Source organism: Stagnimonas sp. FW305-C-60, from assembly GCF_058782965.1.
In genome coordinates this window covers 478,562-498,441 of sequence record NZ_JBYSYF010000002.1, presented here as the reverse complement: position 1 = coordinate 498,441, position 19,880 = coordinate 478,562, and the positions used below count along the sequence as shown (strand labels likewise).

The following is a 19,880-nucleotide window of genomic DNA, read 5'->3' as shown; positions in this document are numbered from 1 at the left end:
CCCTATGGGACGTGGACCCAGTATTGCCGGCCGCAAGGCCGTAGAGGACGCCAAGCGCGGCCAGGTTTTCACCAAGCTGATCCGCGAGATCGGTATGGCCGCCCGCACCGGCGGAGCCGATCCGGCCGCCAACCCGCGGTTGCGCATCGCCATCGACAAGGCGCTCGACGCCAACATGACCAAGGACACCATCGAGCGGGCGCTCAAGCGCGCCAGCGGCGAGGGTGCCGACGCCACCCAGGAGATCCGCTACGAGGGCTATGGCGTCGGCGGCGTGGCGGTGATGGTCGATACCATGACCGACAACCCCACCCGCACCATCGCCGATGTCCGTCACGCCTTCAGCAAGCACGGCGGCAATGTCGGCACCAGTGGCTCGGTGGCCTTCCAGTTCTCCGAGGTCGGCGAGCTGATCTTCGAGCTGGACGGCGCGGCCAACGAGGAGAAGATCCTCGAAATCGCCCTGGAAGCCGGCGCCGACGACGTGGTCAGCGAGGATGGCTATTGCGACGTCATCACCACACCGGCGGCTTTCGAGGGAGTAAAGAAAGCCCTTGAGGCTGCGGGCCTGAAGCCCTTGCAGGCGGAAGTGACCATGCGCCCGGCCAACCGCGTGTCGGTGGTCGGCGAGGCCGCCGAGCAGCTGCAGAAGATGCTCGACGCGCTGGAGGCCCTGGACGACGTGCAGGACGTCTATCACAACGCGGCTCTCTAGCGGGAGGCGCCCGGCAGGCAAGCAGACATGGCCCGCCGACTGAAGTCCCTCGACGAACTGCGCCGGCCGCCCGCGAAAGCGCTTGCGGAGCCCCACAAACCCGCGGCGCGCGCGCAGCCGGTTCGCATCCTCGGTATTGATCCCGGCTCGCGCTACACCGGCTGGGGCTTGCTCGAGAGCCAGGGCCAGCGCAGCCAGTTTCTGGCCGCCGGCCGCATCGTCTCCACCCAGGGCAGCATGCTGGAACGCCTGCTCACCGTATTCGATGGCCTCTGCGCGGTGATCGCCGAGCATTGCCCCGACGAGATCGCGCTGGAGGAAACCTTCGTCAACCGCAGCAATGCCCAGAGCGCGCTGGTGCTGGGCCAGGCGCGCGGCGTGGCCATGCTGGCTGCCGCCCGCACCGGTCTGCCGTTCGCGGAATACGCCGCGGCCCAGGTGAAGCTGGCGATCGCCGGTCACGGCCGCGCAGACAAACAGCAGATCGCGCAGATGGTGAAGCTGCTGCTGAAGCTGCAGGCCGCGCATTCCGAGGACGCCACCGACGCGCTGGCGGTGGCGCTCTGCCACGCCCATGTTCGTGGCACCATCACGCAAGGACATCCGGCACTCAAGGGAAGTTGGTGATGATCGGTCGAATCAGCGGCAAGCTGGTGCTGAAAGCGCCGCCGCATCTGCTGGTGGATGTCGGCGGCGTCGGCTACGAGCTGGAAGTGCCGATGTCCACCCTCTACAAGCTGCCGGCGCTGGGCGAGGCGGTGAGCCTGCACACCCATCTGACCGTGCGCGAGGACGCGCACCTGCTCTACGGCTTTGCCAGCCTGGCCGAGAAGGCCTTGTTCCGCGAGCTGATCAAGCTCTCCGGCGTCGGCCCCAAGCTGGCGCTGGCGGTGCTCTCCGGGGTCAGCGTCGAGGAGTTCTGGGCTCTGGTGCGGGCGGGCGACGCGGTGCGGCTGACCAAGCTGCCCGGCATCGGCAAGAAGACCGCCGAACGCATGGTGCTGGAGCTGCGCGAGAAGGCCAGCGCCATCGACGGCCCGGCCAGTCTCGGCGCCGGCGCCAGTGCGCAGCCGGCGACACCGCTTGCGGAGGCGCGCTCGGCGCTGGAAGCGCTGGGCTACAAGCCGGCCGAGGCCGACAAGCTGCTCAATGCCGTCAAGGCCGAAGGCATGAGCACCGATCAGCTGATCCGCGAAGCCCTGAAGCGCGCGGTGCGATGATCCACAAGCGCCGCGAGCGGATTGCGGCACTGGCGGCCTTGGGCCGCCTCGCGCTGGCGCGGTTCGCGGTGCTGCGCGAGGTGGCCAGCCTGCTGGGCGAAGTGATTCTGGCGCTTGGTCAACTGCTGCGCGGCAAGGCGCGGTTTGATCGTGCCGATGCCTGGGCGGTGGTGCAGGCCAGCGGCGCCGGCGCCCTGGGCGTGGTGAGCCTGGTGAATCTGCTGGTCGGCGCCATCCTCGCCTTTGTCGGCGCCGTGCAGCTGCTCAAATTCGGGGCCGGCATGTTTGTCGCCGATCTGGTCAGCATTGCCACCGTGCGCGAGATGGCGGCGGTGATCACCGCCGTGGTTCTGTCCGGCCGCACCGGTGCGGCCTTCGCGGCGCGCATCGCCACCATGCAGGGCAATGAGGAAATCGACGCGCTCAAGACCTTAGGCGTGTCGCCGGTGGAATTCCTGGTGCTGCCACGGGTGCTGGCATTGACCCTGATGACGCCGCTGCTCTACGCCTATGCCTGCGCGGTGGGCCTCTTGGGTGGTTGGGCGGTGGCGGCCGGCATGCTCGATCTGTCCACCCATCTCTACTGGGACCGCAGCGCCGACGCCCTGGCCGGCACGCACTTCGTGCTGGGGGCGAGCAAGAGCCTGGCGTTTGGCTTCCTGGTGGCTTTCGCCGGGTGCTTTCACGGCCTGCGCGCCGGCCGCAATGCCGCCGCAGTGGGCGAGGCCACCACCCGGGCGGTGGTCAGCGGCATCGTCGGCGTGATCGTCATCGACGCCGTGTTCGCCCTCTGTGCCTACTCGCTCGACATATGAGCACCTCCGCCGCGGCTCCCGCCATCGTCGTGCGCGGCCTGCGCATGGCCTACGGCAGCAAGCTGATCCAGGAACAGGTCAGCTTCGAGGTCGCCAAGGGCAGCGTGTTCATCATCATGGGCGGCTCCGGCTGCGGCAAAAGCACCCTGCTCAAGCACCTCATCGGATTGAATCCGCCAGCGGCGGGGCAGGTGCTGTACGGCGAGAGCGACTACTGGGCCGCCGAGGGCGTGACCCAGGATGCGATCCGCCGCCGCTTCGGAGTGCTGTTCCAGGGCTCGGCGCTGTTCTCGACCATGACCCTGGCCGAAAACGTGATGCTGCCGATGAAGCTCAACGGCGACCGCCGGCAGACCGCTGCCGAGCAGCGCGAGCGTGCCGAGGAGCTGCTGGGGCTGGTCGGTCTGGCGGCGGCGGCCGATCTCCTGCCCAACGAGATCAGCGGCGGCATGAAGAAGCGCGCCGGCCTGGCACGGGCGCTGGCGCTGGAGCCGGAATACCTGTTCCTCGACGAGCCCTCGGCCGGCCTCGACCCGATCAGCTCGCGCAAGCTCGACGAGCTGATCCTCGACCTGCGCGCGCGCACCGGCGCGGCGGTGGTGGTGGTGACCCACGAACTGCCCAGCCTGTTCGCGATCGGCGACGACGGCATCTTCCTGGATGCGGAGAGCAAGCGGCCGATCGCCCGAGGTGCCCCGAAACAACTGCTGGAATCCTGCGATCATCCCTTTGTGCACGCCTTTCTGAGGCGCGAGGTACCACCGGAGGCTCTTGGCGATGGGCGTGAGTAAAGCGAATCCGACCGCGATAGGTGCCTTCGTGCTGGGTGCCCTGGTGCTGGTGGCGGTGGCGATCATCACCTTGGGTGGCGCCGCGCTGTTTACGCCCAAGCAGCGGGCGGTGGTGTTCTTCGAGGGCAATGTCAACGGCCTGGTGGTGGGGGCGCCGGTGAACTTCCGGGGCGTGAAAGTGGGTTCGGTGGACCGCATCGCGCTGCAGTTCGATTCCGCCACCCTCAATGCCCGCATCCCGGTGTATCTCACCCTGCTGCCCAACCAGATCCAGGTGATGGGCGTCAGCCGCGAGGATCTCGACATCCCCTTCGAGGCCTTTATCGAGAAGGGCCTGCGCGCCAAGCTGAACATGGAGAGCATCGTCACCGGTCAGCTGGGGGTGGATCTCGACTTTCGCCCGAACACGCCCCTGGTGCTGGTGGGCAGCCCGAATCCCTCGATCCCCGAGATCCCGACCGTGAAGTCGGATTTCGACGTGCTGCGCGACCAGCTCAGCCAGATTCCGTTCCGGCAGATCGCCGACGACATGAAGACCCTGGTGGCCTCGATCGGCGAGCTGACGCGGCGGGCCGACGGCACCCTGGGCCTGTTCGGCGAAGAGCTGCAGCGCACGGCGGCCAGCGCCCGCAAGACTCTGGACCAAGCCAACCGCACCCTGGCGACCATGGACAGCGCCATGGCCTCGGTGCGCAGCACTGCCGACAAGGCCGGCGCCACGCTCGAGGTTGCCGGCCCGCAGCTGAGCAAGACCCTGGCCTCCGCCGAGGCCGCGCTGAGCCGGGCCGAACAGACGCTGGGGGCAGCCGAACAGACGCTGGCCAACACCGCCGAACTGACCGCCCCGGGCGCGCCGCTGCGCGCCGATCTCGAGCAGGCCTTGCGTGACTTGGCCGCCAGTGCCGAGTCCTTGCGCAGCTTCGCTGATACCGTCGAGCGCAATCCCAATGCCCTGGTGTTCGGCAACTGAGGAGCCGCCCATGCCCAGCTCAAATCCCACGCTGCTTGCCGCCCTTGCCCTGGCACTGCTGGCTAGCGCCTGCGCCGGCCCGCAGATCGCGCCGCCGCGGCGCCTGCTGCTGAGCTATGAGGGGCCGGCCCCCGCGCAGAGCGAGCTGGCGCGGCCGCGCCTGGTGGTGCGGGCGGTGACCGTGCCCGACTATCTCGACCGGCGGCAACTGGTCTATCGCGCCGAGGGGGCCGAGTTGCGCCATTACGAGCAGGTGGAATGGGCCGAGCGGCCGGCGAAGGCGGTCACCCGTTGGCTGACCCAGGCGCTGGCGGCGCGGCGCGCCGACTACGCGGTGCTGGCGCTGACCACGCCGGATGGCCGCGCGCCCGACGCCACCCTGTCGCTGAGCCTGGATGCCTTCGAGCCCGGCCGCGACGGCGTGCTGCGCCTGCGCGGCAGCTGGGCCTATGCCCGGCATGCCCAGGCGGCCAGCCGCACCGGCCGCTTCGACGCCGATGTCCCCACCGCCGCCGCCACGCCCGAGGCCAGCGTCGCCGCCATGCAGCAGGCCTTGCAGCAGGCCTTTGAGCGCCTGGTCGTGGCCCTGCCCGCCGCGGCGCAGGGCGAGGGCGCCTGATCGTCGCGACGCGGTGTGAGACACTGCGCATCCTTGAAGCCGAGCGGTCGTTCGCCACCGCTGCCGCCACCCGATGATTTGCCGCCTTTACGCATGAGCGAACGCCTGGTTTCCGCCACTGGCGCCAACGAAGAAGACCGTGTTGACCGGGCGATCCGGCCGCAGCGGCTGGCCGACTACATCGGCCAGCCGGCGGTGCGCGAACAGCTGGGCCTGGCCATCGAGGCGGCGCGGCGCCGGCAGGAAGCGCTGGACCACGTACTGATCTTCGGCCCGCCCGGCCTGGGCAAGACCACGCTGGCGCACATCCTGGCCGCCGAGATGGGCGTCAACCTGCGGGTGACTTCCGGGCCGGTGCTGGAAAAGGCCGGCGATCTGGCCGCGCTGCTGACCAATCTGGAGCCGCGCGACCTGCTGTTCGTCGACGAGATCCACCGGCTGTCGCCGGTGGTCGAGGAGGTGCTCTATCCGGCGATGGAGGACTACCAGCTCGACATCATGATCGGCGAGGGTCCGGCGGCGCGGTCGATCCGCCTCGACCTGCCGCCGTTCACCCTGGTCGGTGCCACCACCCGCGCCGGCGCCTTGACCAGCCCGCTGCGCGACCGCTTCGGCATCGTCCAGCGGCTGCTGTTCTACGGGGTCGATGACCTCACCCAGATCGTCAACCGCTCCGCCGGAATCCTCGGCGCGCCGGTGCAGGGCGAGGGCGCCCGCGAGATCGCCCGCCGCTCGCGCGGCACGCCGCGCATCGCCAACCGCCTGCTGCGGCGGGTGCGCGACTACGCCGAGGTGCGTGGCGAGGGGATCATCACCGAGGCGATGGCGGCGGCGGCGCTGCGCCTCTTGGATGTCGATGGCGAGGGCTTCGATCCGCTCGACCGGCGGTTGCTGGATGTGCTCATCAACCGCTTCGACGGCGGCCCAGCCGGCGTCGAGAGTCTGGCCGCGGCCATCGGCGAGGCGCGCGACACCATCGAGGACGTGATCGAACCCTATCTGATCCAGCAGGGGTTTCTCGAGCGCACGCCGCGCGGCCGGGTGGCTGCTGCCAAGGCCTACCGGCATCTGGGGCTGACCGCACCCAGCGCGCCGGGACTGTTCAGCGGCGGAGCCTGATTGGCGATGAGCGAGATCTTCAGCTGGCCGGTGCGGGTCTATTACGAGGACACCGATGCCAGCGGCGTCGTCTACCACGCCAACTACCTGCGCTGGTTCGAGCGCGCGCGCAGCGAATGGCTGCGCTCCCTGGGCCGCAGCCACCGGGTGCTGGCCGATCAGTACGGTGCGGCGTTCACCCTGGCGCGGGTGGAGGTGGACTACCGCCGCCCGGCGCGGCTCGACGACCTGCTGACGGTGACGGTCGTGGTGGCCGAACGCGGCCGCGCCAGCCTGATATTCGCGCAGACCCTGCACCGGGACGGCGATCCCGGCGCGGTGCTTGCTACCGCCCGGATGCGGGTGGCCTGTGTCGATGTCGGCACATTTAAGCCGCGTCCCTGGCCCACCGGCTGGCTGGATGAATGACAATAGGCGCCTGCGGCTTTTACCCCGGCTTTACCAACCTCACAAGACCACGCGTACAGACCCATGAACGGCGGACTTTCCTTTTCCCATCTGATCCTGCAGGCGAGCTTTCTGGCGCAGGTGATTCTGGCGCTGCTGCTGCTGGCCTCGATCCTGTCCTGGGCGGTGATCCTGACCAAGCGCAGCCTGCTCTCACGCGCCAAGCGCAACGCCGCCGACTTCGAGAGCCGCTTCTGGTCCGGCGGCACCCTGGGTGATCTCTACACCACCATGACCCGCAACCGCGAGCCGGAAGAGGGCGTGGCCGCCATCTTCAAGGCCGGTTACGAGGAATTCGCCCGCCAGCAGAGCCTGGGTGGCCGTACCGAGCCGGAAGATGCGCTGGCCGCCGTGCAGCGGCAGATGCGGGTCGCGCAGGTGCGCGAGGTGGAGCGCCTGGAAGGCGGCCTGTCGATGCTGGCGACGGTGGCTTCCGCCAGCCCCTATGTCGGCCTGTTCGGCACCGTCTGGGGCATCATGAGCGCCTTCATCGCCATCGGTAACGTCAAGCAGGCCAGCCTGGCGATGGTCGCGCCCGGCATCGCCGAGGCGCTGATCGCCACCGCCATGGGCTTGTTCGCCGCCATTCCGGCGATGATCGCCTTCAACTTCCTGAGCCGGGCCGTGGATCAGCTGGAAACCCGCTACCACACCTTCTCCGAAGAAATGATCGGCATCGTCGACCGCGGTCTGCGCGGCCACGGCGTCAAGGCCTAAGGCGGAGCCTGGCGATGGCAGGTTCCATCCAGACCGGCCGCGGCAGCCGGCGGCGGCTCAACGCCGAGATCAACGTCGTGCCCTATATCGACGTCATGCTGGTGCTGCTGATCATCTTCATGGTCACCGCGCCGCTGCTGGTGCAGGGCGTGGAAGTCGAGTTGCCGCAGGCCTCCAGCGAACCGGTGGTGGTCGAGGAGGAGCCGGTGACGCTCACCGTCGATGCCCGTGGCCGCTATTTCCTGGACATCGGCACCGAGACCGGCAAGCCGCTCAGCGACGAGGAAGTGGTGCAGCGGGTGGGTGTGGTGCTGCGCAACAAGCCGCAGACCAACATCCTGATCCGCGGCGACACCAAGGTCGATTACGGCCGGGTGCTGAACGGCATGGCGCTGCTGCAGAAGGGCGGGGCGACCAAGCTCGGCTTCATCACCGAGCCGCCGGACGCCGGCAAGGCCAAGCAGCGCTAGTGCATACCGGACGCTCCGACTACTAACCATGCTCTTCAAGCCCTCGCAACTGCTGGCCGCCGTGCTGATGCACGTGCTGCTGCTGGGCCTGCTGCTGGGCGGCGTGCAGTGCACGCCCAAGCCCACACCACCGGAGGTCATCGAGGCGGTGCTGCTGGAGGCTCCGCGCGAAGGTCAGCCGCCGCCGCCGGCGCCCCAGCCGGTGAAGCCGGAACCCCCGAAGCCCGAGCCGCCGAAGCCGGAGCCCCCGAAGCCCGAGCCCAAGCCGGAACCGCCGCCGCCGAAGCCGGAGCCGCCCAAGGAAGATCCGCAGAAGGTCGAGCGCCAGCGCCAACAAGCCGAAGCCGCCGCCAAGCTGGAGGCCGAGCGCCTGCTGGCCAAGCAAGCCGAGGCCGAGGCCGCGCGGGTGAAGGCTGAGGCTGAAGCCCAGGCCAAGCGCGAAGTCGAGGAGCTCAAGAAGCGCGCCGTTGAGGAAGAGCGCCAGCGCAAGCTGGCCGAGGAGGAGCGCCTGCGCAAGGAGGCCGAGGACAAGCGCCGCGCCGAGGAAAAAGCACGCCAGGAGGCGCTGCAGCGGCAGTTGCAGGCCGAGGAGAATGCCCGCATGGCCGAGGTGATCCGCGCTGCACAGATCACCTGGGCGCAGATGATCAACCGGGCGCTGGAACGCGCCTGGCTGCGTCCTCCCGGCAACACCGATCCGTTCATCTGCAAGCTGAACGTGCGCCTGTTGCCCAACGGTCAGGTGATCAGCGCCACCATCGTCAAGAGCTGCGGTTCGCCGATACTCGATGACTCGGTACTCAAAGCGGTGTACAAGGCCTCGCCCTTGCCGCTGCCGCCCGAGCCCTCGGCTTTCGTGCCGGAGTTGAACATCTCCTTCCAGCCGCGGTTCTAAGCCCCTGCCAGTTTTCCGAGCGTAAAAAAAGCGAATGCCCATGCGCCTTATCCAGAATCTGCGTCGCTCCCTGTCTCCGTCGTTGCTGCTGCCCTTGTTGGCGGGGCTCCTGGTCTGCTCCGGCCCGGCCCGTGCGGCGCTGGATATTTCGGTGGTCGGCGGCGACACCGGCGCCCAGCCGATCGCGGTGGCGCCATTCGCCACGCCGCCGGACATCAACTTCGACGTCGCCGGCATCGTCGAGGCCGATCTGGTGCGCTCCGGCCTGTTCACCGCGCTGCCGCGCGCCGACATGCTGGAAACCCCTTCGGCGGTGAGCCAGGTCGACTACCGCAACTGGCGGGCGGTGGGCATGGAGAACCTGGTCATCGGCTCCTTGTCGCGCAGCCCCAAGGGCGGGGTGGCGGTGCGCTTCTTCCTGCTCGACGTCTATCGCGGCCAGCAGGTGCTGGGCTTCGACATGCCGGCGGTGACGCCGGACCAGCTGCGGGTGGTCTCCCACCAGATCGCCGACCTGATCTACGAAAAGCTCACCGGCACCAAGGGCTATTTCAACACCCAGATCGCCTACGTCACCGCCGCCGGTTATGGCCTGGCCCGGCGCTTCGAGCTGATCGTCGCCGACGCCGACGGCTTCAACCCGCGCACCATCGCCGCCTCGCGCGAGACGTTGATGTCGCCGACCTGGTCGCCGGACGGCAAGAAGCTGGCCTATGTCGGCTACGAGAAGGGCCGCTCGGCGATCTTCATCCACACCCTGGCGACCGGCGAGCTGCGTAAGTTCGTGTCCGAAAAGGGCATCAACGGTGCCCCGGTGTGGTCGCCGGACGGCAGCAAGATGATCGTCACCCTGTCCTTCGAGACCAACCCCGACCTCTACCTGATCGACATCGCCAGCGGCCAGCGCCGGCGGCTGACCGACCATTTCGCCATCGACGTGGAGGCGAACTTCTCGCCGGACGGCAATACCGTGGCGTTTACCTCGGACCGTGGTGGCTCGGCGCAGGTCTATCTCATGCCCGTCGCCGGCGGCGAGCCGCGGCGCCTGACTTTTCAGGGCAAACAGAATCAGCGGCCGCGTTTTTCACCCGATGGCAAGAGTATTGCGGTGGTGAATAACGATGGCGGGCGGTATTCTATTGCGCTAGTCGATGTCCAGACCGGAGCGATGCGCAAGCTGAGCGAAGGCCCCCTGGATGAAAGCCCCAGTTTTGCCCCCAACGGCGCGGTGATCATCTACTCCACCATCGGCCGCGGCGGTGCCGAACTGGCGACGGTGACGGTGGATGGCAGGGTGCGTCAGCGCATGCGCCAGCCCGGCGAGGTACGCGAGCCGGCCTGGGGTCCTTACAGCCGCTAAGCCTCGTGGCTTTCACAGCGACGTCTTTTCTTCACGAGCATCATCGGGTGCTCATCACTTACAGCAGTCACTAATTTTCGCCAGGAGCTTCACATGAAAAAGAACCTCGTCCTGATCGCCGCGCTCGCCGGCCTCACTCTCGCCGGTTGCGCCAGCAAGGGCAACAAGGACGCCGGTACCAACCCGGGCGCTTCCGACAGCAGCGGCATCTCCACCTCCGGCACCGGCGCTGACGGCCTGGGCGCGGGCTCGGCCATCGGTTCCGGCACCGGTGCCGCCGGCGCCTACAGCCTCGACAACAAGACCATCTACTTCGCCTTCGACCAGACCGACATCGACAGCGCCGGCCAGACCGTGGTCGACAACTACGGCCGCTACCTGAGCTCCACCCCGGCCGCCAAGCTGCGCCTGGAAGGCCATGCCGACGAGCGCGGTTCCGCCGAATACAACATCGCCCTCGGTGAGCGTCGCGCCATCTCCGTGGCCCGCGCCCTGAAGGCCGCCGGCGCCACCGACAGCCAGCTCTCCGTGGTCAGCTACGGCGAAGAGCGTCCGGCCGCCCCCGGTCACGACGAAGCCGCCTGGGCCAAGAACCGTCGCGTCGAGATCGCCCAGTAAGCTCGGGCTAGAACGATGTCGGCGCGCTTTGCTCCGTCTGTCTTGATGCTGGCCGTCGCCCTCGCGGCGTCGGCCTGCACGCCGCTGAGCCGCACCGGCGAGGAGCCGCTGTCGCCGGAGGAGATTCGCCTGCGTGCCATCGAAGGCAAGATTGGCGATCTCTCCCGGCGCGTGAGCGGTGTCGAGAACAAGGACGAGTCCCGTACCCAGGACGAGCTGCGCACGCTGCGCGGCGAGATCGAGCGGCTGCGCTTCGACATCGATAGTCAGGAGCGTCGCGGCAAGGATCTGTATCTGGATCTGGACCGTCGCATCCAGAAGCTGGAAGCTCTGCCGACCAGTACGGTGCCACCGTACGCGCCGGCGACTCCCAGCTTCGACAACGGGGTGTCGCAGCCGCCCTTGTCGGGGGCGGCTGTTCCCAGTTCCTCGACCACGCCGGCGCTGGTGGTCAGCCCGCGACTAAGCGGTACGCCACCCAGTGGTGGTGGCGCCGAAGAAGAGACGGCGTATCTCAAGGCCTTCGATTTTCTGAAGGCCGGCAAGTACGACAGCGCCATCGTCGGCTTCAAGGCCATGCTCGACAAGTGGCCGCAGGGCAACTTCGCCGACAATGGCTGGTATTGGATGGGTGAGTCGCTGTACATCAAGCGCCAGTACAAGCCGGCGCTGGACGCGTTCAATGCCTTAATCGAGCGTTTCCCGGCCAGCCCCAAGGTGCCGGATGCGCTGTTCAAGGGTGGTCTGACCCAGCTGGAACTGAAAGACAGCGAGGCGGCCAAGGCCGCCTGGCGTCGGGTAGTCAAGGACTATCCCGGTTCCAATGCCGCCGGCCTAGCCCGGCAGCGCCTGGATCAGGCGCGGTAGACGGCAACAAGCACGTGGCGGCCGACGATATTCCGCTCGCGCCGCCCTCCGAGGCGGCGGGCCAGCTCGCGCCGCGGCTGAAAATCACCGAAGTCTTTCTTTCGCTGCAGGGCGAGTCCTCCCTGGTCGGCTGGCCGACGGTGTTCGTGCGGCTGACCGGCTGTCCCCTGCGCTGCAGCTTTTGCGACACCGCCTACGCCTTCCATGGCGGGCAATGGCGCGGCATCCCCGAACTGGTTGCCGAGGTGCGGAGCCATGGCGTGCGCCATGTCTGCGTCACCGGCGGCGAGCCTCTGGCCCAGAAGAACTGCCTGCCCTTGCTCAGCGCGATTTGTGATGCCGGCTATGTGGTGTCGCTGGAGACCAGCGGCGCGCTCGACATCGGCGGGGTGGACCCGCGGGTGGCGCGCATCGTCGATATCAAGACCCCGGGTTCTGGCGAGGTCGCCCGCAATCGCTGGGAAAACCTGCCGCTGCTGACGGCGCGGGACGAGCTGAAGTTCGTGCTCTGCTCGCGCGCCGACTATGACTGGGCCGTGGAGCAGTTGCGCCAGCACCGTCTGCACGAGCGTTGCGCGGTGCTGTTCTCGCCCAGCCACAAAGAGGTCAGCCCGCGTGAGCTGGCCGACTGGATCGTCGCGGATCGTCTGCCGGTACGCTTCCAGACCCAGCTGCACAAGCAGCTCTGGGGCGAGGAGCCGGGGCGATGAGCCTGGCGCCGAAGGCGGTGGTGCTGCTCTCCGGCGGCCTCGATTCTGCCACCGTGCTGGCGATTGCCCGCGATGCCGGTTATCAGTGCCACGCGCTGTCGGTGGCCTATGGCCAGCGCCACATCGCCGAGCTGAAGGCGGCCGAGCGGGTGGCGGCGCGTCTGGGCGCGGTGGGGCACACCCACATCGAGGTCAATCTCGACGCCATCGGTGGCTCGGCGCTCACCGACCGCCGCATTGCCGTGCCGGAGGCGCCCAGCAGCGGCATCCCGGTCACCTATGTACCGGCGCGCAACACGCTGTTTCTGTCGCTGGCCCTGGGCCAAGCCGAGGTGGTCGGAGCCCGCGATCTGTTCATCGGCGTCAATGCCGTGGACTATTCCGGCTACCCCGACTGCCGCCCGGAATTCATCGCCGCCTTCGAGACTCTGGCCAATGTCGCCACCAAGGCGGGCGTGGAGGGCGCGCAATTCCGCATCCACACGCCGCTGATCGCCTGGCACAAGGCCGAGATCATCCGCCGTGGCGCCGCGCTGGGTGTGGATTTTGCCGAGACCGTGTCCTGCTATCAGGCCGACGACCAGGGCCGTGCCTGCGGCAAGTGCGATTCCTGCCGGATACGCGCCGACGGGTTCGCGGCCGCGGGCTTGGCGGATCCGACGCGCTATCGCTAATCGTTTAGAGGAAATGGTCGGGGCGGAGGGATTCGAACCCCCGACCTCCTGTACCCAAAACAGGCGCGCTACCAAACTGCGCTACGCCCCGACTGGCGTGGATGCTCAACGATACCGAGAAAATGGTGGGTCGTGATGGATTCGAACCATCGACCAATTGGTTAAAAGCCAACTGCTCTACCGGCTGAGCTAACGACCCCCGGTTTCGCATGCTTTGAAGGGCATACCGCCGCCCATGCGAGGGCGCGAAGGATAGGGGAGAAGCCGCGCGCGCGCAATCCGGCACATGGTGTATTTCCTGGGGGCGGTGCCTGTGCGACCATGTGTGGCTATCAATCCCAAACACGGTAATGCCATGTCCGCCATTCGCTCTCCTGGTCAGGCTTTTCGCGCTGCGGTGGCTGCTGAAAAGCCGCTACAGGTTCCGGGGGCGATCAATGCGAATCATGCCCTGTTGGCGAAGCGCGCGGGCTTCAAGGCGATCTATCTCTCCGGTGGCGGCGTCGCCGCTGGCTCTCTGGGCCTGCCCGACCTCGGCATCAGCGGTCTGGAGGACGTGCTGATCGACGTCCGCCGCATCACCGATGTCTGCGATCTGCCGCTGTTGGTGGATGTCGACACCGGCTTCGGCTCCAGCGCCTTCAACGTCGCGCGCACCGTGAAGAGTCTGATCAAGGCCGGCGGCGCGGCGATGCACATCGAGGATCAGGTCGGCGCCAAGCGCTGCGGCCATCGCCCGGGCAAGGAGATCGTCAGCCAGGGCGAGATGGTGGATCGCGTCAAGGCGGCGGTCGATGCCCGTACCGACGAGCAGTTCGTGATCATGGCGCGCACCGACGCGCTGGCGGTGGAAGGCCTGGACAAGGCCATCGAGCGCGCCGTTGCCTGCGTCGAGGCCGGTGCCGACATGATCTTCCCCGAGGCGATGACCAGCCTGGAGATGTACCGCAAGTTCGCCGACGCGGTGAAAGTGCCGGTGCTCGCCAACATCACCGAGTTCGGCGCCACGCCGTTGTTCACCACCGAGGAGCTGGGCGCCGCCGGCGCTGGCCTGGTGCTGTATCCGCTGTCGGCCTTCCGGGCCATGAACAAGGCGGCCGAAAACGTCTACGGCGCGATCCGCCGCGACGGCAGCCAGAAGAACGTCGTCGACACCATGCAGACCCGCATGGAGCTCTACGAAGCCATCAACTATTTCGACTACGAAAAGAAGCTCGACGCACTGTTCGCTGCCAAGAAGGCGTAAAGCGCGCGTCACCGGATAAACCACAGGAGACCCCATGAGCGAAGCTGTCGCCCCGGCCACCGGCCCCAAGCCCAAGAAGAGCGTCGCGCTCTCCGGCGTCACCGCCGGCAACACCGCGCTGTGCACCGTCGGCCGCACCGGCAATGATCTGCATTACCGCGGCTACGACATTCTCGACGTCGCCGATGCCTGCGAGTTCGAGGAAATCGCCCATCTGCTGGTGCACGGCAAGCTGCCGACCAAGGCCGAGCTGGCCGGCTACAAGACCAAGCTCAAGTCTCTGCGTGGCCTGCCGGCGGCGGTGAAGGTGGCGCTGGAACAGCTCCCGCCTTCATCGCACCCGATGGACGTGATGCGCACCGGCGTCTCCGTGCTCGGCTGCGTCAAGCCCGAGAAGGACGACCACAACCATCCCGGCGCGCGCGACATCGCCGACAAGCTGATGGCCTCGCTGGGCTCGATGCTGCTCTACTGGTACCACTACGCCTACAACGGCAAGCGGATCGAGGTGGAGACCGATGACGACTCCATCGGTGGCCACTTCCTGCACCTCCTGCACGGCAAGAAGCCGCCGGAGCTGTGGGTCAAGGCCATGCACACCAGCCTGATCCTCTACGCTGAGCACGAGTTCAACGCCTCGACCTTCACCAGCCGCGTCGTCGCCGGCACCGGCTCCGACATCTACAGCGCCATCTGCGGCGGCATCGGCGCCCTGCGCGGCCCCAAGCACGGCGGCGCCAACGAAGTCGCCTTCGAGATCCAGAAGCGCTACGACAACCCGGACGAGGCCGAGGCCGACATCCGAGCCCGCGTCGAGAAGAAGGAAGTGGTGATCGGCTTCGGTCACCCGGTCTACACGGTGAGCGATCCGCGCAACAAGGTGATCAAGGAAGTCGCGCGCACGCTGTCGAAGGACCAGCACAACATGAAGATGTTCGACATCGCCGAGCGGCTGGAAACGGTGATGTGGGAGATCAAGAAGATGTTCCCCAACCTCGACTGGTTCAGCGCGGTGAGCTACCACATGATGGGCGTGCCCACCGACATGTTCACGCCGCTGTTCGTCATCGCCCGCACCAGTGGCTGGAGCGCGCACATCATCGAACAGCGCATCGACGGCAAGATCATTCGCCCGTCGGCCAACTACACCGGCCCCGAAGATCTCAAGTTCGTGGCCATCAAGGACCGCAAGTAAGCGATCGCCAGCCCTCTAGCCAGCAGAGTCTCGATGAACACCGCCTTCCGCAAACCACTCCCTGGCACCCAGCTCGATTACTTCGACGCGCGCGCTGCCGTTGATGCGATCAAGCCCGGCGCCTGGGCCAAGCTGCCCTACACGGCGCGGGTGCATGCCGAGAACCTGGTGCGCAAGGGCGAGCCGGAAAAGCTCAACGCCTACCTGGGACAGCTGATCGAGCGCAAGCGCGATCTGGACTTCCCCTGGTTCCCGGTGCGCGTGGTCTGCCACGACATCCTCGGGCAGACCGCGCTGGTCGATCTCGCGGGCTTGCGTGATGCGATTGCCGACATGGGCGGCGATCCGGCCAAGGTGAATCCGGTGGTGCCGGTGCAGCTGATCGTCGACCACTCGCTGGCGGTGGAGCACGGCGGCTTTGAGAAGGATGCGTTCGCCAAGAACCGCGCGGTGGAAGATCGCCGCAACGAGGACCGCTTCCACTTCATCGAATGGACCCGCAAGGCGTTCAAGAACATGGAAGTGATCCCGCCCGGCAACGGCATCATGCACCAGATCAATCTGGAACGGATGTCGCCGGTGATCTACACGCAAGACGGCGTCGCCTTCCCGGATACCTGTGTCGGCACCGACAGCCATACGCCACACGTCGACGCCCTCGGCGTGATCGCGATCGGCGTCGGCGGCCTGGAAGCCGAGAACGTGATGCTCGGCCGCGCCTCGTGGATGCGCCTGCCCGACATCGTCGGCGTCGAACTGAGCGGCAAGCCGGGGCCAGGGATTACCGCCACCGACGTGGTGCTGGCGCTGACCGAATTCCTGCGCAAGGAAAAGGTCGTTGGCGCCTACCTGGAGTTCCACGGCGAGGGCGCCGCGGCGCTGACCCTGGGCGACCGCGCCACCATCTCCAATATGGCGCCCGAATACGGTGCCACCGCGGCGATGTTCTTCATCGACAAGAACACCATCGACTACCTCAAGCTCACCGGCCGCGAAGACGAGCAGGTGAAGCTGGTCGAGACCTACGCGAAGGAAACCGGCCTCTGGGCCGACTCACTGAAGACCGCCGAGTACGAGCGCGTACTCAAGTTCGACCTTGGCACCGTGGTCCGCAACATGGCCGGCCCCAGCAACCCGCACAAGCGTCTGCCCACCTCGGCACTGGCCGAACGCGGCATCGCCGGCAACCTGGACGCCGCCCTGGCGGAAGAAGCCCAGGGCCTGATGCCCGATGGCGCGGTGATCATCGCCGCCATCACCAGCTGCACCAACACCAGCAATCCGCGCAACGTCATCGCCGCCGGCCTCTTGGCGCGCAACGCCAATGCCCGCGGCCTCACGCGCAAGCCCTGGGTGAAGTCCTCGCTGGCGCCCGGCTCCAAGACCGTCGAGCTGTACCTGAAGGAAGCCAAGCTGATGTCGGAGCTGGAGCAGCTCGGCTTTGGCGTGGTCGCGTTTGCCTGCACCACCTGCAACGGCATGAGCGGCGCGCTGGACCCGAAGATCCAGAAGGAAGTCATCGCCCGCGATCTGTACGCCACCGCCGTGCTGTCCGGCAACCGCAACTTCGATGGCCGCATTCATCCCTACGCCAAGCAGGCCTTCCTCGCCTCGCCGCCGCTGGTGGTGGCCTACGCCATCGCTGGCACTGTGCGCTTCGATATCGAGAAGGACGTGCTGGGCATCGACAAGAACGGCGTCGAGGTGCGGCTGAAGGACATCTGGCCCAGCGATGCCGAGATCGACGCGGTGGTCACCGCCAGCGTCAACCCGACGCAGTTCCGCGCCGTCTACGAGCCGATGTTCCGCAAGCCGGCCGATACCGGCGAGAAGATCAGCCCGCTGTACGACTGGCGGCCGATGTCCACCTACATCCGCCGCCCCCCGTACTGGGAAGGTGCTCTGGCCGGCGAGCGCACTCTCAAGGGCCTGCGCCCGCTGGCGGTGCTGCCGGACAACATCACCACCGACCATCTCTCGCCTTCGAACGCGATCCTGATGGACAGCGCCGCCGGCGAGTACCTGCACAAGATGGGTCTGCCGGAAGAGGACTTCAATTCCTACGCCACCCATCGCGGTGATCACCTCACCGCGCAGCGCGCCACCTTCGCCAACCCGCAGCTGGTTAACGAGATGGCGGTGGTCGATGGCAAGGTTAAGAAGGGTTCGCTCACGCGCATCGAGCCGGATGGCAAGGTGGTGCGCATGTGGGAAGCCATCGAAACCTACATGGAGCGCAAGCAGCCGCTGATCATCGTCGCCGGCGCTGACTACGGTCAGGGTTCGAGCCGCGACTGGGCCGCCAAGGGCGTGCGTCTCGCCGGTGTGGAGGTGATTGCCGCCGAAGGTTTTGAGCGCATCCACCGCACCAACCTGATCGGCATGGGCGTGCTGCCGCTGGAGTTCAAGCCGGGTACCACCCGCCTGACCCTGGGCATTGACGGCACCGAGACCTACGACGTGGTCGGCAAGCTGGCGCCGCGCACCACGCTGACCCTGGTCATCACCCGCAAGAACGGCGAGAAGCTGGAAGTGCCGATGACCTGCCGTCTGGACTCCGACGAGGAAGTGCTCGTCTACCAGGCCGGCGGTGTGCTGCAGCGCTTTGCCGTTGACTTCCTGGCGGCGACCAAGGCCGCGTGATCGCGACCTTGGTCCAGGTTGTCGATTTTGGAGGGGCTCGTTCGACGTGTAGTCAGGACGACGACTTAGCCGTCGTCCGGCAACGAGCCACTTACGGAGGAATGACCCATGCCAGGTACTGTCAAGCTGCATCGCGTTTTCAAGGCCCCGCCAGAGCGGGTCTACCGGGCCTTTGTTGATCCCGCCGCCCTCTGCAAGTGGCTGCCGCCGCACGGCTTCACCGGCAGCATCCACGAGATGGACGTGCGTGTCGGTGGTGGCTACCGCATGTCCTTCACCAACCTGGGAACTGGATCCAGCCATTCCTTCAGCGTTCGCTACCTCGAGCTGAGACCTGCTGAGCTGATCCGTCACACGGACCGCTTCGACGACCCCAATCTGCCGGGCGAGATGCTGGTGACAGTGAGCCTGCGTGCCGTGGCCTGCGGCACCGAGCTGAACATTGCCCAGGAAGGCATCCCAGACGCGATCCCGACCGAGCTCTGCTATCTGGGCTGGCAGGAATCGCTCATGCTGCTGGCGCAACTCGTCGAGCCGGATATTCCGGACGGCGCCTAACCCCTTAAAAGAGGTATCGATGCCGCACCCCCCTCAGATCAAGGTTCCCGCCACCTACATGCGCGGTGGTACGTCGAAAGGCGTGTTCTTCAAGCTCGATGATCTGCCCGAGCGCTGCCGGGTGCCGGGCGAGGCGCGCGACAAGTTCCTGCTGCGGGTAATCGGCTCGCCGGACCCTTACGGCGCGCAGATCGACGGCATGGGTGGGGCGACCTCATCGACCTCCAAGACCGTGATCCTGGCCAAGAGCAGCAAGTCTGACCATGACGTCGACTACCGCTTCGGCCAGGTGTCGATCGACAAGGCCTTCGTGGACTGGTCCGGCAACTGCGGCAATCTCAGCGCCGCGGTCGGCTCGTTTGCGATCAACAACGGCCTCGTCGATGCCGCGCGCATCCCGCGGAACGGCATCTGCGTCGTGCGTATCTGGCAGACCCAGATCAACAAGACCATCATCGCCCACGTGCCGATCACCGATGGCCAGGTGCAGGAAACCGGCGATTTCGAACTCGACGGTGTGACTTTCCCGGCCGCCGAAGTGCAGATCGAGTTTCTCGACCCCGCCGATGAAGGCGATGGGGAAGGCGGTGGCTCGATGTTCCCCACCGGCAATCTGGTCGATGACCTCGAAGTGCCGGGCGTCGGCACGCTCAAGGCGACGATGATCAACGCCGGCATTCCGACCGTGTTCATCAATGCCGCCGAGATCGGCTACACCGGCACCGAGCTGCGCGAGGCGATCAACAGCGATCCCAAGGCGCTGGCGAAGTTCGAGACCATCCGTGCCTATGGCGCGCTGCGCATGGGCCTGATCAAGGACGTCGCCGAAGCCGCCAAGCGGCAGCACACGCCGAAAGTGGCCTTCGTGGCGCCGCCGGCCGACTATGTTTCGTCCAGCGGCAAGCAGGTCAAGGCCAGCGACATCGACCTCAACGTCCGTGCGCTGTCGATGGGCAAGCTGCACCACGCGATGATGGGTACCGCGGCGGTGGCGATCGGCACTGCGGCGGCGATCCCTGGCACGTTGGTGAATCTGGCGGCCGGAGGCGGGGCGCGGGAGGCGGTGCGCTTCGGTCATCCTTCCGGCAGCCTGCGTGTCGGCGCGGCAGCCGAGCAGGTCAGCGGCGAGTGGAAGGTGAAGAAGGCGATCATGAGCCGCAGCGCCCGCGTGCTGATGGAAGGCTGGGTGCGGGTGCCGGGCGATGCCTTCTGAGCCGGTGTCGGGTCGGTA

Annotated in this window: 22 protein-coding genes and 2 tRNA genes; 22 read left to right on the top strand and 2 right to left on the bottom strand. The window is 67.0% G+C overall.

Features of this window, described 5'->3' with window-relative positions; genetic code table 11:
• The first annotated feature begins 4 nt into the window (after positions 1 to 4).
• From AC3WT6_RS09185 to queC, 17 genes are all read left to right on the top strand, one after another.
• A complete protein-coding gene (locus AC3WT6_RS09185; protein WP_492653272.1) occupies positions 5 to 715 on the top strand; it encodes a YebC/PmpR family DNA-binding transcriptional regulator in 711 nt (236 codons plus the stop codon).
• A 27-nt stretch (positions 716 to 742) separates the two neighbouring features.
• Positions 743 to 1,342 (top strand): crossover junction endodeoxyribonuclease RuvC, encoded by a 600-nt coding sequence (gene ruvC / locus AC3WT6_RS09180; protein ID WP_492653271.1) that lies wholly within the window; start codon positions 743 to 745, stop codon positions 1,340 to 1,342.
• Positions 1,342 to 1,935, top strand: a complete 594-nt coding sequence (ruvA, locus tag AC3WT6_RS09175; RefSeq protein ID WP_492653270.1) for a Holliday junction branch migration protein RuvA — start codon at positions 1,342 to 1,344, stop codon at positions 1,933 to 1,935. The genes ruvC and ruvA overlap by 1 nt, the downstream gene beginning before the upstream one ends.
• A complete protein-coding gene (locus AC3WT6_RS09170; RefSeq protein WP_492653269.1) occupies positions 1,932 to 2,750 on the top strand; it encodes an MlaE family ABC transporter permease in 819 nt (272 codons plus the stop codon). The genes ruvA and AC3WT6_RS09170 overlap by 4 nt, the downstream gene beginning before the upstream one ends.
• Positions 2,747 to 3,541, top strand: coding sequence for an ABC transporter ATP-binding protein (locus AC3WT6_RS09165; protein ID WP_492653268.1), 795 nt, complete (start codon positions 2,747 to 2,749; stop codon positions 3,539 to 3,541). The genes AC3WT6_RS09170 and AC3WT6_RS09165 overlap by 4 nt, the downstream gene beginning before the upstream one ends.
• Positions 3,534 to 4,511, top strand: a complete 978-nt coding sequence (locus tag AC3WT6_RS09160; RefSeq protein ID WP_492653267.1) for an MlaD family protein — start codon at positions 3,534 to 3,536, stop codon at positions 4,509 to 4,511. Before AC3WT6_RS09165 ends, AC3WT6_RS09160 begins: the two co-directional genes overlap by 8 nt.
• Before the next feature lie 10 nt (positions 4,512 to 4,521).
• On the top strand, positions 4,522 to 5,130 hold the full coding sequence (locus tag AC3WT6_RS09155; RefSeq protein WP_492653266.1) for a PqiC family protein: 609 nt from the start codon (positions 4,522 to 4,524) through the stop codon (positions 5,128 to 5,130).
• A 93-nt stretch (positions 5,131 to 5,223) separates the two neighbouring features.
• On the top strand, positions 5,224 to 6,249 hold the full coding sequence (ruvB, locus tag AC3WT6_RS09150) for a Holliday junction branch migration DNA helicase RuvB (RefSeq protein ID WP_492653265.1): 1,026 nt from the start codon (positions 5,224 to 5,226) through the stop codon (positions 6,247 to 6,249).
• A 6-nt stretch (positions 6,250 to 6,255) separates the two neighbouring features.
• Positions 6,256 to 6,657: a tol-pal system-associated acyl-CoA thioesterase gene (ybgC, locus tag AC3WT6_RS09145; protein WP_492653264.1), complete on the top strand. Its 402-nt coding sequence runs from the start codon at positions 6,256 to 6,258 to the stop codon at positions 6,655 to 6,657.
• Between the two features lie 63 nt (positions 6,658 to 6,720).
• Entirely contained in the window at positions 6,721 to 7,413 is a 693-nt protein-coding gene (tolQ, locus tag AC3WT6_RS09140) for a protein TolQ (protein WP_492653263.1), read from the top strand.
• A gap of 14 nt (positions 7,414 to 7,427) precedes the next feature.
• Entirely contained in the window at positions 7,428 to 7,883 is a 456-nt protein-coding gene (gene tolR / locus AC3WT6_RS09135; RefSeq protein ID WP_492653262.1) for a protein TolR, read from the top strand.
• Between the two features lie 28 nt (positions 7,884 to 7,911).
• A complete protein-coding gene (tolA, locus tag AC3WT6_RS09130; RefSeq protein WP_492653261.1) occupies positions 7,912 to 8,778 on the top strand; it encodes a cell envelope integrity protein TolA in 867 nt (288 codons plus the stop codon).
• Between the two features lie 40 nt (positions 8,779 to 8,818).
• Positions 8,819 to 10,138, top strand: a complete 1,320-nt coding sequence (gene tolB, locus AC3WT6_RS09125; RefSeq protein ID WP_492653260.1) for a Tol-Pal system beta propeller repeat protein TolB — start codon at positions 8,819 to 8,821, stop codon at positions 10,136 to 10,138.
• 93 nt (positions 10,139 to 10,231) lie between these two features.
• The gene (pal, locus tag AC3WT6_RS09120) at positions 10,232 to 10,756 is read left to right on the top strand and encodes a peptidoglycan-associated lipoprotein Pal (RefSeq protein WP_492653259.1); all 525 of its coding nucleotides are present in this window, start codon (positions 10,232 to 10,234) and stop codon (positions 10,754 to 10,756) included.
• Between the two features lie 45 nt (positions 10,757 to 10,801).
• On the top strand, positions 10,802 to 11,623 hold the full coding sequence (gene ybgF / locus AC3WT6_RS09115; RefSeq protein ID WP_492653258.1) for a tol-pal system protein YbgF: 822 nt from the start codon (positions 10,802 to 10,804) through the stop codon (positions 11,621 to 11,623).
• 29 nt (positions 11,624 to 11,652) lie between these two features.
• Positions 11,653 to 12,333: a 7-carboxy-7-deazaguanine synthase QueE gene (gene queE, locus AC3WT6_RS09110; RefSeq protein ID WP_492653827.1), complete on the top strand. Its 681-nt coding sequence runs from the start codon at positions 11,653 to 11,655 to the stop codon at positions 12,331 to 12,333.
• The gene (gene queC, locus AC3WT6_RS09105) at positions 12,330 to 13,007 is read left to right on the top strand and encodes a 7-cyano-7-deazaguanine synthase QueC (protein ID WP_492653257.1); all 678 of its coding nucleotides are present in this window, start codon (positions 12,330 to 12,332) and stop codon (positions 13,005 to 13,007) included. The genes queE and queC overlap by 4 nt, the downstream gene beginning before the upstream one ends.
• Before the next feature lie 14 nt (positions 13,008 to 13,021).
• Here the strand turns inward: queC and AC3WT6_RS09100 are convergent.
• Both AC3WT6_RS09100 and AC3WT6_RS09095 read right to left on the bottom strand, forming a co-directional pair.
• A tRNA-Pro gene (locus tag AC3WT6_RS09100) sits at positions 13,022 to 13,098 on the bottom strand.
• Between the two features lie 32 nt (positions 13,099 to 13,130).
• Positions 13,131 to 13,206 (bottom strand) — tRNA-Lys (locus AC3WT6_RS09095).
• Positions 13,207 to 13,362: 156 nt separating this feature from the next.
• Here AC3WT6_RS09095 and prpB point away from each other — a divergent pair.
• From prpB to prpF, 5 genes are all read left to right on the top strand, one after another.
• Positions 13,363 to 14,253: a methylisocitrate lyase gene (gene prpB, locus AC3WT6_RS09090; RefSeq protein ID WP_492653256.1), complete on the top strand. Its 891-nt coding sequence runs from the start codon at positions 13,363 to 13,365 to the stop codon at positions 14,251 to 14,253.
• A gap of 34 nt (positions 14,254 to 14,287) precedes the next feature.
• Positions 14,288 to 15,448, top strand: coding sequence for a bifunctional 2-methylcitrate synthase/citrate synthase (gene prpC, locus AC3WT6_RS09085; protein WP_492653255.1), 1,161 nt, complete (start codon positions 14,288 to 14,290; stop codon positions 15,446 to 15,448).
• A 33-nt stretch (positions 15,449 to 15,481) separates the two neighbouring features.
• Positions 15,482 to 18,091 carry a Fe/S-dependent 2-methylisocitrate dehydratase AcnD gene (gene acnD, locus AC3WT6_RS09080; protein WP_492653254.1) on the top strand — a complete coding sequence of 870 codons (2,610 nt, stop codon included), beginning with the start codon at positions 15,482 to 15,484 and terminating at the stop codon, positions 18,089 to 18,091.
• A 108-nt stretch (positions 18,092 to 18,199) separates the two neighbouring features.
• Positions 18,200 to 18,649, top strand: a complete 450-nt coding sequence (locus AC3WT6_RS09075; RefSeq protein WP_492653253.1) for an SRPBCC family protein — start codon at positions 18,200 to 18,202, stop codon at positions 18,647 to 18,649.
• A 19-nt stretch (positions 18,650 to 18,668) separates the two neighbouring features.
• Positions 18,669 to 19,862 (top strand): 2-methylaconitate cis-trans isomerase PrpF, encoded by a 1,194-nt coding sequence (prpF, locus tag AC3WT6_RS09070; RefSeq protein WP_492653252.1) that lies wholly within the window; start codon positions 18,669 to 18,671, stop codon positions 19,860 to 19,862.
• Positions 19,863 to 19,880 lie beyond the last annotated feature (18 nt).